A 13,259-nucleotide genomic window follows, 5' to 3' on the forward strand; every position below is an offset into this window, starting at 1 on the left:
ATGAAACTATCTAAATTTAGTTTTTTACTAATTTTTTTATCAGCACTAATATCTTGTGATGAAAATGGACAGGAAACTGAAAATTCCAGTGGAAATTATTCGGGTTCAGTTCAGGGCGAAATAAATAATGGTACTGATGTTAACCAAATTACTGTTTCACGACAGGAAAATAACAGGTTTATCGTTATTGATACCCTGGAAGTTGATGAAGATGGTAATTTCGGTGGAACAATAACAGTGTCTCAGCCTGCTTTTGTGGCATTTAATTTTGGAAATAACGAACAAATTTTTGTCCCATACGATGGAGATGATATAGAAATCACTATTGATATGGAGAATCCTAAAGAGTCTGTCAAAGTAGAGGGTTCTGATGATTATAACTACTATAATGAGGTGAGCGAAATGGTTAGAGAATTCCAGATGGAAAATCGCGACCTCATGCTGGCTTATCAAAAGAATGCGTCTGAGAAAAATATGCAGGAGGCAGATTCCCTGGCTGAAGTTATAAAAGAAAAACAACAGGCCTTTCAGGAGGAATTGAAAAATAAAATCAACGATATTCTTCCTTCAATTGTCGGCATAGAGGCTGCCAGGTTATTACCGGTAGGAGAAAATGTTGAATTTATGAGAAATTTAGTGGCTCAATATGAAGAGGCATATCCTGATGCTGATTTTTATATGCCATTTAAAGACCAGGTAAGTAAAGAAGCCAAATTGGCTATTGGAGCTGAGGCCCCGGATTTTGCGTTGCCAACCCCGGATGGTGATACAGTTAACTTGAGTGATTTCAGGGGAGAATATGTTTTAGTTGACTTTTGGGCTCAGTGGTGTAAACCATGTAGAATGGAAAATCCGAATGTTGTCGCTGCCTACGATAAATATAAAGACAGCGGATTTCAGATTCTCGGAGTTTCACTGGACAGGAGCAGAGATAAATGGTTACAGGCAATCGAGGAAGATAATTTAACCTGGACTCAGGTTTCGGAATTATCAGCGACGCAATCAAAAGTAGCCGATCTGTATAATATTACCGGAATACCATTTAGTATTCTTGTAGATCCACAGGGAAAAATCGTAGCTAAGAATCTTCGTGGACAATCTTTACATGATAAGCTTGCAGAGATTTACGATAAAAAATAAAAAAGAATATAATTTAGATGTGAAGGTGGAGTGAAAGCTCCACCTTTTTTATTGTCAAAATGGGGGTATTAATATCTGTAAATTAGCAGATGGAATAATATTTGTTCTGATTCATTAGAATCAAACTCAATCTACTATGAAATCAGATAAGTACACCAAAATTATTCTTACTGTAATAGCTTTAAACCTGACATTAATTTCACTGGATAATTTATCAATTTTTGATAAAGCCTATGCAGATGATAGTTCTAATAATCACAATCCCAATAATATAACTCTCCCGCTTAATGAAAATGGGACTATCGACGTACGAATTGTTGATAGCGAAGAATTAGATGTAAGCATTACTGATATTAATACCTCTGATAAATTGAAAGTCAGGCTTGAAGAGGTTGACGGTAGTGCCTTTTTTTTCGCTGATGTTCCGGTTGTTATCCAGGATTAAATTATCATTAACTTTGATAAGTAAATATTAGTAAAAATCATATGGCTGAGATCATAGAAGAACATTATGTAGAACATTATAGTCCTCTATTGAGACTTAGTGACTATGTTATTGGTGTTTTTAATGATTTGCCTTCCCGGAAGAGTGTAAAAAAGGCTATAAAAAATAACCGCGTACTTATTGACAATTCAGTTGCCGGAACCGGTGCCTGGGTTAAAGAGGGAATGAAAATCTCTTTATTAAAAGCTGATGAAGGTACTTTCAAGGTTTTTGAGCTTGATATTCCTGTTGTCTATGAAGACGATTATTTAGCTGTTGTAAACAAGCCAGGAGGAATACCAACCAGTGGTAATTATTTCCGAACACTGGAGAACGCATTACCTTATAATATCAAGAATACGAATAATTATCTACCTAAACCTGTACACAGACTCGATTCTGCTACCTGTGGCCTGGTGATAGTAGCAAAAAATAAAAGGACTAGAATTGATCTGGGAGAATTATTGAAATCAAGGAAAGTAAAAAAGGTCTATCATGCAGTTGTAACAGGAGAGCCACCTGAATCTGGCATGATATCAAGTAGGATAGATAATAAACCTGCTGAAACTTTATTTGAAAGAATTTCCAAATCAAAAGACGGCCGCTTTTCATTGATACAATTATCTCCACTCACAGGCCGAACTCACCAACTAAGAATTCATTGTTCAGATATGGGTTTTCCAATAGTAGGGGATAAGCTATACAATGGTTTTGATCGGGGAAAAGGTCTGTTTTTATGTGCGAACAGGTTAGAATTTAACCATCCGGTCACTAATGAATTAGTAAATATAAAAATTGATCTTCCGAAGAAATTTACAAAGCTATTCTATAGTTGTTAAAGCAGAATAATCTATATTTATTAGATGAGAGTATTATATTTAATTTTTGCTTTATTAATTTTTACCACTGAAATAAATTCCCATCCTGATTTATCAAATCCAGAAGATAAAAGTCTGACTGATTATTCAGAACTGGAAAAGTTATTTATTGAATGGCGAAATTTTGAGAATCCACCATTAAGAAACGGCGCCCCTGATTATACTTCAGAAACCTTTGACAAAAGGTGGGACGAATTTCAAGATTTCAAACAGAAACTGATATCTATTGATACAGCAGGTTGGAGTGTAAACCAGAAAGTTGACTGGAATATCTTACTTGCCGAAATGAATGGGTTTGACTTTAATTACAATATCCTTAAGCCTTGGGTAAGAGATCCTGCCTTTTATAAAACCATATGGATGGCCAGGAGCGATGTGCCGGCTCATGAAGGTCCTACTCACCATATGACCACTGAAGTATGGCAATATGATTTTCCATTAGATGAGAAGGGCGTAAATACCTTAATTGAGGATCTTAAGATTATACCGCCATTACATGCTCAGGCAAAATTTAATCTTAAAGGTAATGCCCGCGAATTATGGATCACAGGAATAAGGACAATTGATAATCAGATTGAAGACTTGAATAGCATTAAAAAATTTCCCGGGGTAAGTAAGAATGGTAAATTAATTCAGGTCATAGAGGAAGCAATCAGTTCAACCAGGAATTTTTCGCAATGGTTAAAAACTGAGGCAAAGAAAAAGACAGGTCCTTCGGGAATTGGCAAGGAAAATTATACCTGGTATTTGCAAAATGTACATCTTGTTCCGCTGACCTGGGAGGATGAAGTGATGCTTATGAAAAGGGAACTTGCAAGAGCGTGGTCAGCATTAAAACTTGAGGAACATAGAAACAGAGATTTACCTGCGATTGAACCGGCATCTTCAGAAGATGAGTATATCGAACTTGCTCGTCGTTCGGCGAAAAGTCTGATTAATTTTCTTGAAGAGGAAGAAATTGTTTCAGTTAAAGAATATTTTGAACCTGCACTAAATGTGCATCTTGGAGAGTTTATTCCTGAGGAAAAAAGACATTTCTTCTGGATTGGAGCTCACTTTGATCCACGGCCGTTGTATTCGCATTTCTATCATTGGTTTGAGCTTGCAAGGATGGACCTGGAGCCCAATGAAAGTATTATCAGGCAACAACCATTATTATATAATATTTTCGATTCAAGAAACGAAGGCCTGGCAACAGCAGTAGAAGAAATATTTATGGATGCAGGCCTATATGATGAAGATCCAAGAGTAAGAGAGATAGTTTACATTATGATTGCTCAACGAGCAGCAAGAGGCCTGGGGTCTTTATATGCCCATGCAAATATGATGACAATGGAGGAAGCAGGAGGTGTTCATACTGAATATACACCACGTGGATGGATGAAGACAGAAAAAGATTTGATGATCTTTGAACAGCATTTGTACATGAGACAACCTGGATATGGAACTAGTTACATAACAGGGAAGTATCTGGCTGAAAAAGCAATGATGGAGTATGCAATGCAAAAAGAATTATCAGGAGAGGAATTTAAATTGAAGGAGTTTTTTGATAAACTCAATTCCATTGGAAATATTCCTATGACACTGGCAAGCTGGGAAATGACAGGAAGTAAACCTGAATTTTAAATTAGTTACTTCAGTGGTAATTGATTACAGAAATGAAGCTGAAAAATAACATAAAATATTCTATAGGTGCGGTGTTATCATTGCCATTACTTCCCATACTTATTTACGATGCCTACAAAATTAGAAGAACAGTTCCCAGACTACCTGAAGCTTCTGATATTGAAGGCGTAGTGGGAGAGAATTATAGAAAGACTATTAATCTACTCACAATAGGAGAGAGTACTATTGCAGGAGTTGGAGCTAAAAGTAATGCAAGCGGATTTACCGGGGTATTGGCCAGCGAATTGGCCGAACTATATCAATCACGTGTAAACTGGAGGGTATATGCTAAAAGCGGCTATACGGTCACTGATGTTAATAGAGTATTGATCCCTGACATTAAGGAAGAAAAAGCAGATATTATTGTTGTTGGTCTTGGAGCAAACGATGCCTTCAAGTTTAATTCACCATTAAGATGGCAAAACCAACTTAGATTATTAATAAAAAGTCTTAACAGTAAATTTCCTCAGACACCAATTTTCTTCAATAACATGCCGCCAATAAAAGAGTTTCCGGCTTTTACCGCTTCACTAAAGTATACAATAGGCAACCTGGTAGAAATGTTAGGTGAAACATTAAATGATACCGTAGCGGACTTTGATAATGTTTATTATAATAATGAGGTGATAGAGATAAAAAAGTGGAGAAAAAAATATAGATCCCAAATTAACTCTGGTACTCAATTTTTTAGTGATGGAGTACATCCTTCCGAATTCACATATAGAATTCTGGCAATTGATATAGCTGAATTTATCAAATTAAAAAATCCATTGATGTAAAATATTTTATTTATTGGCATCATAATTGATATCAAATTATTCTGAAATCTAATAAAACCTAAGCCAGACTAATTATGAAGCAATTGATTTTTGCCTTACCGATTATTTTCTCTTCGATTTGTATAACAGCACAAACATCCCCAAATGGGCTAAATATAGGCGTATATTATTCAATCGATCAAAATACAGGAGTAGATCGATCGCCAACAGGAGATTGGACAGGCTACATTAATGATTATGATGAGTTGAATTATTCTTTTGGATTAAAAATTGAAAAAGCAGTAAATAATCACTTTACAATAAATAGTGGAATTGGATATTCAGATAAAAGTTATATAGCTACATATTATTGTATGGTCTGTGATTTAAACGCCTTTCCGCCAGAAGAAATAGACTTAGAATATCTGGAGATACCCGTAAGTTTAAGATACTATATTTTTGATAATTCAAAATTTAATTTATTTGGAGATATAGGCTTTCTAAATCAGATTGCTCTAAAAACTGACCAGGAGCAAAACGGGTATATTATTTCCGGGAAAGTCGGAGCTGGAATAGATTATGTTTTTACAGAAAAATTCCGAATTCAATTATCAGCAGATTATGTTAACGGATTAACTGATGCCTTTAGTGAGCTTAATTATAAAACACAATCTATGGCATATCGATTAGGAATAGATTATTCTTTATAAATCAGAAATTATAAACTATGAAAACCATATTTAAACCTATTTTATTTTTATTCCTTTTAATTACATTTAATTCATGTAGTTTAAAAGAAGAATGTCCAAGTTGCTTTACACCCCCAGTAAATTTTTATTTTGAATTTGTCGATTCAACTACTGGCGAAAATTTAATTACAAATGGAACTTATGATCCGGAGCAAATCCAGATCATTAATATTGATGATGAATCTACCATTGAGTATAATTTAGTTACTGAGGATGATTTAAATATTATTAAAGTAAGCTCAATTGGGTGGGAAACAGAAGTTGTTAATTATCGCTTTGATCTTGCAGGTAACGAATTGTTTACTTTTAGAGTAGACGCAACCAGAAAGAATGAAGATTGTTGTAGTTATACTGAATATAATGAAATTGCAGTATCAGGAATTGATTATGAGATCGTAGATGGGACAAACATTTATAAAATAAAACTCGATTAAATCAGATAAAAAAGGTGAGAATTTTCTCACCTTTTTTTAATTAAATATTTCTTTTAAACCCTGCCAGAGCTTCATTTTGAGTTCCTTATTAGCTGCTATTTTTTCCAGTTCATCACATAATAAAGACTTAACGTCTCCGACGTCATCTACTTCATAGAGATTCTGTCCTGCAAAAGGACCTTGTAAAAGTTCTTCGCTACCAAAACTGATAACTACTTCCTGTGGCTCAATCATGAATAATGAATCTATATCAGTAGTAAGAGCAATATCTTCCAGATTCAAATTAACAGCACTTATCACTTTAATTAAAAAGGCTTTTTCAGGATCAGATAATTGAGAAGCATAAATGCTAACAGCCTTTTTATTTCCACCTTCAAATAAGGTTGGACTATCTGCCTCCGGAATTTTTGATGAAGATTGATTTACCTCATCATCCTGTTCCCCTGTTGAATCGCTACTATCAACTGGTTCCTGAGTTTCTGGTTCAGTAGATTGGCCTTCAGGGTTTTCGTTTATAGTAGTTTCGTTGGATTTTTCTTGAGTATCAGGAGCTTCATCTGCACCGGAATTCAGATGAAGGTCAATTTCATCCTCTTTTAAAAAAATGATATCATCAAAAACCAGTGGTAGGTGTTCGTTTTCCTGATTCTCCATATTAATCTTCTTTAATTGGTTCTAAGTTTTCGAAAAGAGCTTTCAATTCTGTTGCTTCAGCAGGTTTCATTCTTTTTGCTAAAACTAAACGTAATTGTCTCCTTCTAAGTGCACCTGCATAATGCTCTTTTTCTTCTTCTGTTTCAGGAACTACTTCTGGAACATCAATAGGACGTCCGCTTTGATCTACAGCAACAAAAGTAAAGAAAGCACTATTACAAGTATAACGTTTATTTGCTGGAATATCTTCTGCAGTAACTTCAATAAATACCTCCATAGAAGAACTAAAAGCCCTGGTAACCTGTGCTTTTAGTGAAACAACATTACCAAGTTTTATCGGTTTTCTAAACGAGATATTGTCTACTGAAGCAGTAACAACTACTCTGTTGGAATGCTTCTGAGCGGCTATTGCTGATACAATATCCATCCAATGCATTAATCTTCCACCCATCAGGTTATTTAATGTATTAGTATCGTTCGGAAGAACCATCTCAGTCATGGTTACTGCTGAATCCTTAGCAAATTTCTGCTTTTTAGCCATTGTGTTTTTTAATTTCCCCAACCGTGTTTTCCTTTTAAAGGTACAAAACTAAATAAATCGTATTCTTTTTTCGCTATTTTGTTCTCTTCAATTTTTTTGACTTTTACCATCTTTTGCCTTTCATTATCTCCAACAGGGATAACTAATATACCTCCAACTTTTAATTGCTCTATTAATGGTTTTGGAACAACCGGAGCTCCGGCTGTAACTATTATCCGATCGAAAGGAGCATGTCGGGGCACACCTTGAGAACCATCACCTTGTAAAAATGTTGCATGATATCCCATTTTAGGCAAGACTTTTCGTGTTTGTTCGTATAACTTTTTCTGATATTCGATGGTGATAACTTTTGCCCCCATTTCTAATAATATACAGGCCTGGTAACCACTTCCTGTTCCTATTTCCAGGATCTTGTTACCTGGTTCAACCTCCAGAAGTTCTGATTGAAAAGCTACAGTATATGGCTGGGAGATAGTTTGTCCTTCTCCAATTGGAAATGCCTTGTCCTGGTATGCGTGTTCGAGTAAGGCCTGATCGAAAAAATAATGTCTTGGAACATTATTAATTGCGTCGAGTACCCTGGCATCTCTGATGCCTTTATTTTCAATTTGTTTTACAAGGTTTCTTCTCAAACCTTTAGTTCTGTAATTATCTTCAAATACTGCAGCAAACACTTATCCGGATATTTAGTATTATTGTAAATATTTACAGTAAAGTTAACTCATTAGATATAGTTTTGGATATATGTTTACAGGAATCATAGAAACTCTTGGGAAAGTCATTGAAATTCAGACAGAAGGTTTAAACAAACACTTCTTAATTGAAAGTGAAATTAGTAATGAGTTAAAGGCAGATGAAAGTGTAAGCCATGATGGCGTTTGCCTGACTGTAACTGAAGTGGAAAAAGGAAAGCATAAGGTTACAGCGGTAGATGAGACTTTAAAAAAATCAAACCTCGGAAACTGGAAGCCCGGAGATAAAATCAATCTGGAAAGGGCAATGTTAGCAAAAGGTAGGTTTGATGGTCATGTAGTTCAAGGTCATGTGGATCAGAAGGCCTTCGTTAAAAATATAGAAAATGCCGAGGGAAGCACAGTTTTTACCTTTCATCTTATTCAACCATCTCCTTTAATGGTAGAGAAAGGGTCAGTTACTGTAAATGGAATTAGTTTGACATGTTTTGATGTTGCACTGGATTCATTTAAAGTTACTATTATACCATATACAATGGAGCATACTAATATGGGAAAGCTAAATAAGGGAGATGAAGTCAATATAGAATTTGATATTATAGGGAAATACGTAAAAAAATTAACAGAATATTACCGCTAACAACATTGAAGCATTATATTGTAGAAGCGTTCAACTAGTCGAAAGATTTTTTATTATATGGATTATAGGTGTATGATTGTTGACGATGAGGCATTGTCGAGAGGTATTGCCAAAAATTTTGTCGAAAAAACAAAGGGCTTAACATTAACATATGAGTGTAGTAGTGCTATCGAAGCAATAAACTTTCTCCAGGAAGATGATGTAGATATTTTGCTGGTGGATATCAATATGCCTGAAATGACCGGCATGGAGCTCATGAAAAGTCTTGATGAGAATTACCAGGTTATTCTGATAACAGGTGATGAGAATTATGCTATTGAGGCATTTGAGAATAGTGCTACAGATTATCTTGTCAAACCCATTGAATATAGTCGTTTTATAAAAGCAATTAACAAAGCTAAGGCTAATATTGATGCTTTCAGACAACGAAATGAGCGTTTTGATGAAATTTATGTCAAATCAGATTCGAAGTTAGTGAGGTTGCAACTTGACAATATTTATTTCATTGAAGCTCTTGCTGATTATGTGATGATCAATACAGCTAATAAAAAATATATTGTTCATAGTACAATGAAAGGATTGATCAACAGGCTCCCACAGAGTATGTTTGTCAGGGTACACCGTTCGTATATAGTGAACACTAAAAAAATAGAATCACTGGAAGATCTCAATATCGTAATAAAAGATAAATACATTCCTGTTGGTGCTAGCTACAAGGAAAGTTTTATGAAAAGATTGAACATATTAAAATAAAAAAAGGCCTGAAATCAGGCCTTTTTGTTTATCCAGTCAATATCTTTTTTTAGCAAATCAATAGTTTTTTGTTCTGTTTTGTTGGGCTCATATTTATATGGCCACATGGCATAAGGAGGAAGACTTGCAAGGATTGACTCTGTTCTTCCATCCGTATCAAGGCCGAATTTTGTGCCTTTATCCCATACCAGGTTAAACTCGACATATCTCCCGCGTCTTAAATTTCTCCATTTTATATTATCATCATTAAAATTATCTTGATGATGCTTTTCCATCATTTTTTTATAAAAAGGAGCAAACATCTTTCCAACATCTTTAACGAACTCAAAGATTTCTTCTTTTGGTTTATCATTTAACCTATCAAAGAAAATACCGCCAACCCCTCTGGTTTCTTTTCTGTGTTTCACATAAAAATAATCGTCAGCCCAGGTTTTAAACTTATCATAATAGTCCGGGTCATGTTTGCGGCAAACAGCTTCTAATTCGGTATGGAATTCTCTTGCATCTTCTATATTTACGTAATGAGGTGTAAGGTCAATTCCACCACCAAACCACCAGGTTCCATCACTCATTTCGAAATAGCGGACATTCATATGAATGATTGGTACAAATGGATTAAATGGGTGTTGAATAGTTGAAACACCAGTAGCGTAAAAATCAGCATGATCAAGATTCAAAGCGTCCAGTATTTTCCTAGGCGTTTCTCCATAGACAGCACTAAAATTTACAGCACCTTTTTCAATGATATTACCATCAGCAATAATTCTCGTTTTACCGCCACCGCCACCAGGTCTGTCCCAGGCATCTTCAATGAATTTACCTTTTCCATCTGTGTTTTCCAGTATTTCACAGGTTTCGTCCTGTAGAGAGGTAAACCACTTTGTAATAGAGTTTTTATCAACCATATCACAAAGAAACAAAAAAAAACAGGTAGAACTCTTCTACCTGTTTTAAATTTTATTTGGAACTTTTATTTATTTCATTCTAAAAACAATAGGAATTGTAACTTGTTGTCTTACTGTAATACCCTTGTTTTTTGCTGGAATCCAGCGTGGTGATTTATTCATTACCCTTATTGTTTCCGCATCACAACCATTTCCAAGCCCTTTAAGTATAGTAAATTTACTTAAAGAACCATCTTTTTCTACAATAAAGGAAATATATACTTTTCCCTGGGTCTTTGTTTTAACAGCTTCTTTTGGGTACTTCAGGTTCTTCCGTAAGAATTTACCAAAAGCTTCAGCTCCACCATCGAATTGAGCTTTCTCTTCAGCTGTCAGGTGAACAGAATTGTCGTCTTCTAATTGAATAGACAGATCAACATCACCAATTGCAACTTCAATATCCTCCTCAGAAATATCTTCTGCGTTATCTTCCGACTGTTCAGTTTCACCTTCTTCAACCTCATCATTCTCTTCAGGAGCAACAGGAGATTGCTCGGTTTTTTCTTCTTGAGTAACTTCTTCAGAATCATTTTGAACATCTTCTGACTCATTCACGCTAAATGATTCTTCCGGCTGTTCAGATTCATTTGATGGAGTTACATTTTCATTAACAACAAAGAAATGCTGATCCTGACCAAAGTAGTCAGATTTCAGAATAGAAAGTTCATTAACTTTTTTCTTGTACTCCTCTTTTTTGTCCTTATTTGGAGCTTTTAATGACAATAAACGATAAACAAGTTGACCCTTGTCATATAATTCTTCATTCAGTTTGGGAGCATAAAATAACAGCCACTCAAGATGTGGCTTCGATCCTGCCCAGTCTTTGTTTACCAAAGCCTGATTGAATGAATTCCATTTCTTTTTTGCCTCAGCTTCATCCTCACCCCAGTTCCAGTTGGATTGAGCTGATAATGAAAAACTAATTAATAGCACCAATGTTCCGATTAAAATTCTTAAAGTCCCCATAAAAAAATTACTTTAAGGTATATATTAAATTATTGAAGTTAACAGAGCAGAAACTTTGCCAATCTTCAAAATTTATCACTTCGCAATACTTACCTATTTTTATAAAGTTTTCCGACTGCTTATTAAAAATGTCATCCGTTAAAACCTCATATTGTATATGCTTGTCCGGAGAAAAATCATGATTCCACGGAGTATTGTCAATACAAAAATAGAAGTTTTTCTCAGATAGAAAACTTTTTTTGGATTTAATTGTACTTTTTAAGTCGTTTAATGGCTTTCCTTTAAGAATTAGGGTGATGCTTATGAATTTTCCCCACCATATCATTGTCCTTATCGTGAAGATATTTTTACGATCAAATATCGCCGGATAGTCCAGAACGAGATAAGGAAGACCTTTATAATTATTGCCTTTTGAAACTTTTCTATGACTACTGGATAAAAATTGAATGTTTTGGTTTGAAGACTCAAATAAAATAGATTCATATTCATGTTGAATATCATATAGAAAAGTCTCTAGCTTTTTATTAACCTCTTTGGAGAGTCTCCAGAACTCAACTTCTTTTAAACAATTAATTTCCTTTTCTGATAAATTAAGGCTCATTAATGATGTTGGTCTGGTCTTTGGATTATTTTAATTACCACTTCATGTTTGTCACCATCCTCGTCAGTAAGATGCAGAGTAACCGTTGGATTATCGATTTCCGTGTTTTCTGTAATATGAATTTCTTCATCAATACCAATTTCTTTAGCTATTTCATTTTTTAACTTAGAAATCGCTTCAGCAATCTTCACTTCGAGTACGCTAGGATTATATTTTGATGTCTTCATCGTTCTGGTTGGGTTTAAAAAATGGGGAGGGATTAATAACTCCCTCCGTAAATATATTACCATCTGATCAAAGCGGATGCCCAGGTAAAGCCACTGCCAAATGCAGCAAGGCATACCAGATCATTTTCTTTTATTTTACCTTCTTGTTTAGCTTCACTTAATGCAATCGGAATAGAAGCTGCGGTAGTATTACCATATTTTTGAATATTACTAATAACTTTCTCCTCTGGAAGCTTCATCGTATCCTGCACGAACTTCGTGATTCTCAAATTAGCCTGATGAGGTATAAGTACATCAACATCCTGTGGAGAGTATCCGTTATGTTTTAATGCTTCTCCTATTACCTCAGGGAAACGTTGTACTGCATGTTTAAATACATAGTTCCCGTTCATGATCGGATAAATCAATCCTCCCGGCTTCATCATCTCTTCTGTAAGTCTTTCATGTCCGGAACTACTAGGAGCCACCACGCATAGCTCTTTTGCAAATTTACCTTCGGAATGTAAATGAGTGGAAAGAATTCCCTTTTCATTATTTTCTGACGGGCTTAATACCACAGCACCAGCACCATCACCAAAAATAACAGAAACGCTTCGACCCTCATTGCTGAAATCTAATCCACTACTATGAATTTCAGAACCAATAACCAGGACATTATTATACATACCTGTTTTGATGAAATTATCACCCACGGACAATGCATAAATGAAACCTGAACATTGGTTTCTGACATCAAGAGCACCGATTGTATCTATTCCTAATTCTTCCTGAACAGTAACTCCGGGTCCCGGAAAAAAATAGTCAGGAGATAAAGTGGCAAATACTATGAAATCTATATCTGAAGGTTGTAGTCCGGCATCATCTAAAGCCATTCTCGCCGCTTTAACACCCATGTTTGCTGTAGTATCTTTTTCAGGGTTATAATATCGGCGTTCTCTGATTCCGGTCCTTTCTCTGATCCATTCATCAGAAGTGTCCATTAGTTTTGCAAGATCATCATTGGTAACTACTTTTTCAGGGACGTAGTGACCAACTCCTGCTATCCTTGAGTTTTTCATGTTTATTCTTTTAATGTCAATTTAATTAAAAATTAACTGTCAAATTAATCAAAGTGGGTTAAAAAAGCATTTCTG

The 13,259-nt window shown here is 35.1% G+C and carries 17 protein-coding genes; 9 read left to right on the forward strand and 8 right to left on the reverse strand.

The annotated features are described in order from the left end of the window. From DCC35_RS08980 to DCC35_RS09010, 7 genes are all read left to right on the forward strand, one after another. Window positions 1-1,140: a TlpA disulfide reductase family protein gene (locus tag DCC35_RS08980; protein ID WP_137090465.1), complete on the forward strand. Its 1,140-nt coding sequence runs from the start codon at window positions 1-3 to the stop codon at window positions 1,138-1,140. Window positions 1,141-1,276: 136 nt separating this feature from the next. Next, the gene (locus tag DCC35_RS08985) at window positions 1,277-1,585 is read left to right on the forward strand and encodes a hypothetical protein (protein WP_137090466.1); all 309 of its coding nucleotides are present in this window, start codon (window positions 1,277-1,279) and stop codon (window positions 1,583-1,585) included. Window positions 1,586-1,626: 41 nt separating this feature from the next. Then, a complete protein-coding gene (locus tag DCC35_RS08990; protein ID WP_137090467.1) occupies window positions 1,627-2,463 on the forward strand; it encodes an RluA family pseudouridine synthase in 837 nt (278 codons plus the stop codon). A gap of 24 nt (window positions 2,464-2,487) precedes the next feature. Continuing rightward, window positions 2,488-4,128, forward strand: coding sequence for a DUF885 domain-containing protein (locus DCC35_RS08995; protein ID WP_137090468.1), 1,641 nt, complete (start codon window positions 2,488-2,490; stop codon window positions 4,126-4,128). Between the two features lie 32 nt (window positions 4,129-4,160). Beyond that, window positions 4,161-4,946: an SGNH/GDSL hydrolase family protein gene (locus tag DCC35_RS09000; RefSeq protein ID WP_137090469.1), complete on the forward strand. Its 786-nt coding sequence runs from the start codon at window positions 4,161-4,163 to the stop codon at window positions 4,944-4,946. A 74-nt stretch (window positions 4,947-5,020) separates the two neighbouring features. Further along, window positions 5,021-5,635, forward strand: coding sequence for an outer membrane beta-barrel protein (locus tag DCC35_RS09005; RefSeq protein ID WP_137090470.1), 615 nt, complete (start codon window positions 5,021-5,023; stop codon window positions 5,633-5,635). 17 nt (window positions 5,636-5,652) lie between these two features. Beyond that, the gene (locus tag DCC35_RS09010; protein WP_137090471.1) at window positions 5,653-6,108 is read left to right on the forward strand and encodes a hypothetical protein; all 456 of its coding nucleotides are present in this window, start codon (window positions 5,653-5,655) and stop codon (window positions 6,106-6,108) included. Between the two features lie 36 nt (window positions 6,109-6,144). On the opposite strand, the gene DCC35_RS09015 is transcribed toward DCC35_RS09010, so the two are convergent. The 3 genes from DCC35_RS09015 to DCC35_RS09025 are packed head-to-tail and all read right to left on the reverse strand — an operon-like array spanning window position 6,145 to window position 7,977. After that, the gene (locus tag DCC35_RS09015; RefSeq protein ID WP_137090472.1) at window positions 6,145-6,762 is read right to left on the reverse strand and encodes a hypothetical protein; all 618 of its coding nucleotides are present in this window, start codon (window positions 6,760-6,762) and stop codon (window positions 6,145-6,147) included. A 1-nt stretch (window position 6,763) separates the two neighbouring features. Further along, window positions 6,764-7,303, reverse strand: coding sequence for an acyl-CoA thioesterase (locus DCC35_RS09020; protein WP_137090473.1), 540 nt, complete (start codon window positions 7,301-7,303; stop codon window positions 6,764-6,766). A gap of 8 nt (window positions 7,304-7,311) precedes the next feature. Beyond that, window positions 7,312-7,977 (reverse strand): protein-L-isoaspartate(D-aspartate) O-methyltransferase, encoded by a 666-nt coding sequence (locus DCC35_RS09025; protein WP_137090474.1) that lies wholly within the window; start codon window positions 7,975-7,977, stop codon window positions 7,312-7,314. Between the two features lie 70 nt (window positions 7,978-8,047). On the opposite strand from DCC35_RS09025, the gene DCC35_RS09030 reads away from it, so the two are divergent. Next, the gene (locus DCC35_RS09030; protein ID WP_137090475.1) at window positions 8,048-8,635 is read left to right on the forward strand and encodes a riboflavin synthase; all 588 of its coding nucleotides are present in this window, start codon (window positions 8,048-8,050) and stop codon (window positions 8,633-8,635) included. Window positions 8,636-8,692: 57 nt separating this feature from the next. Then, window positions 8,693-9,388, forward strand: coding sequence for a LytR/AlgR family response regulator transcription factor (locus DCC35_RS09035; RefSeq protein WP_137090476.1), 696 nt, complete (start codon window positions 8,693-8,695; stop codon window positions 9,386-9,388). Between the two features lie 14 nt (window positions 9,389-9,402). Here the strand turns inward: DCC35_RS09035 and hemF are convergent, their stop codons facing one another. The 5 genes from hemF to DCC35_RS09060 form a co-directional block, all read right to left on the reverse strand. Continuing rightward, window positions 9,403-10,293: an oxygen-dependent coproporphyrinogen oxidase gene (gene hemF / locus DCC35_RS09040; RefSeq protein ID WP_137090477.1), complete on the reverse strand. Its 891-nt coding sequence runs from the start codon at window positions 10,291-10,293 to the stop codon at window positions 9,403-9,405. 69 nt (window positions 10,294-10,362) lie between these two features. After that, window positions 10,363-11,298 carry an energy transducer TonB gene (locus tag DCC35_RS09045; RefSeq protein WP_137090478.1) on the reverse strand — a complete coding sequence of 312 codons (936 nt, stop codon included), beginning with the start codon at window positions 11,296-11,298 and terminating at the stop codon, window positions 10,363-10,365. Window positions 11,299-11,305: 7 nt separating this feature from the next. Further along, window positions 11,306-11,899: a hypothetical protein gene (locus DCC35_RS09050; protein ID WP_137090479.1), complete on the reverse strand. Its 594-nt coding sequence runs from the start codon at window positions 11,897-11,899 to the stop codon at window positions 11,306-11,308. After that, on the reverse strand, window positions 11,899-12,126 hold the full coding sequence (locus DCC35_RS09055; RefSeq protein WP_137090480.1) for a hypothetical protein: 228 nt from the start codon (window positions 12,124-12,126) through the stop codon (window positions 11,899-11,901). Before DCC35_RS09055 ends, DCC35_RS09050 begins: the two co-directional genes overlap by 1 nt. A gap of 56 nt (window positions 12,127-12,182) precedes the next feature. After that, window positions 12,183-13,184, reverse strand: a complete 1,002-nt coding sequence (locus tag DCC35_RS09060) for a 3-oxoacyl-ACP synthase III family protein (RefSeq protein ID WP_137090481.1) — start codon at window positions 13,182-13,184, stop codon at window positions 12,183-12,185. Window positions 13,185-13,259 lie beyond the last annotated feature (75 nt).

The sequence above is a fragment of the Mangrovivirga cuniculi genome (assembly GCF_005166025.1).
Taxonomy (GTDB): domain Bacteria; phylum Bacteroidota; class Bacteroidia; order Cytophagales; family Cyclobacteriaceae; genus Mangrovivirga; species Mangrovivirga cuniculi.

Bases quoted from the DNA above. Each gene is read 5' to 3' on its own strand.
- DCC35_RS08980 (WP_137090465.1), top strand. From the start codon at position 1: ATGAAACTATCTAAATTTAGTTTTTTACTAATTTTTTTATCAGCACTA.
- DCC35_RS09020 (WP_137090473.1), bottom strand. From the start codon at position 7,303: ATGGCTAAAAAGCAGAAATTTGCTAAGGATTCAGCAGTAACCATGACT.
- DCC35_RS08995 (WP_137090468.1), top strand. From the start codon at position 2,488: ATGAGAGTATTATATTTAATTTTTGCTTTATTAATTTTTACCACTGAA.
- DCC35_RS09010 (WP_137090471.1), top strand. From the start codon at position 5,653: ATGAAAACCATATTTAAACCTATTTTATTTTTATTCCTTTTAATTACA.
- DCC35_RS09050 (WP_137090479.1), bottom strand. From the start codon at position 11,899: ATGAGCCTTAATTTATCAGAAAAGGAAATTAATTGTTTAAAAGAAGTT.
- DCC35_RS09035 (WP_137090476.1), top strand. From the start codon at position 8,693: ATGGATTATAGGTGTATGATTGTTGACGATGAGGCATTGTCGAGAGGT.
- DCC35_RS09045 (WP_137090478.1), bottom strand. From the start codon at position 11,298: ATGGGGACTTTAAGAATTTTAATCGGAACATTGGTGCTATTAATTAGT.
- DCC35_RS09000 (WP_137090469.1), top strand. From the start codon at position 4,161: ATGAAGCTGAAAAATAACATAAAATATTCTATAGGTGCGGTGTTATCA.
- DCC35_RS08990 (WP_137090467.1), top strand. From the start codon at position 1,627: ATGGCTGAGATCATAGAAGAACATTATGTAGAACATTATAGTCCTCTA.
- DCC35_RS09055 (WP_137090480.1), bottom strand. From the start codon at position 12,126: ATGAAGACATCAAAATATAATCCTAGCGTACTCGAAGTGAAGATTGCT.
- hemF (WP_137090477.1), bottom strand. From the start codon at position 10,293: ATGGTTGATAAAAACTCTATTACAAAGTGGTTTACCTCTCTACAGGAC.
- DCC35_RS09005 (WP_137090470.1), top strand. From the start codon at position 5,021: ATGAAGCAATTGATTTTTGCCTTACCGATTATTTTCTCTTCGATTTGT.
- DCC35_RS09015 (WP_137090472.1), bottom strand. From the start codon at position 6,762: ATGGAGAATCAGGAAAACGAACACCTACCACTGGTTTTTGATGATATC.
- DCC35_RS09060 (WP_137090481.1), bottom strand. From the start codon at position 13,184: ATGAAAAACTCAAGGATAGCAGGAGTTGGTCACTACGTCCCTGAAAAA.
- DCC35_RS09030 (WP_137090475.1), top strand. From the start codon at position 8,048: ATGTTTACAGGAATCATAGAAACTCTTGGGAAAGTCATTGAAATTCAG.
- DCC35_RS08985 (WP_137090466.1), top strand. From the start codon at position 1,277: ATGAAATCAGATAAGTACACCAAAATTATTCTTACTGTAATAGCTTTA.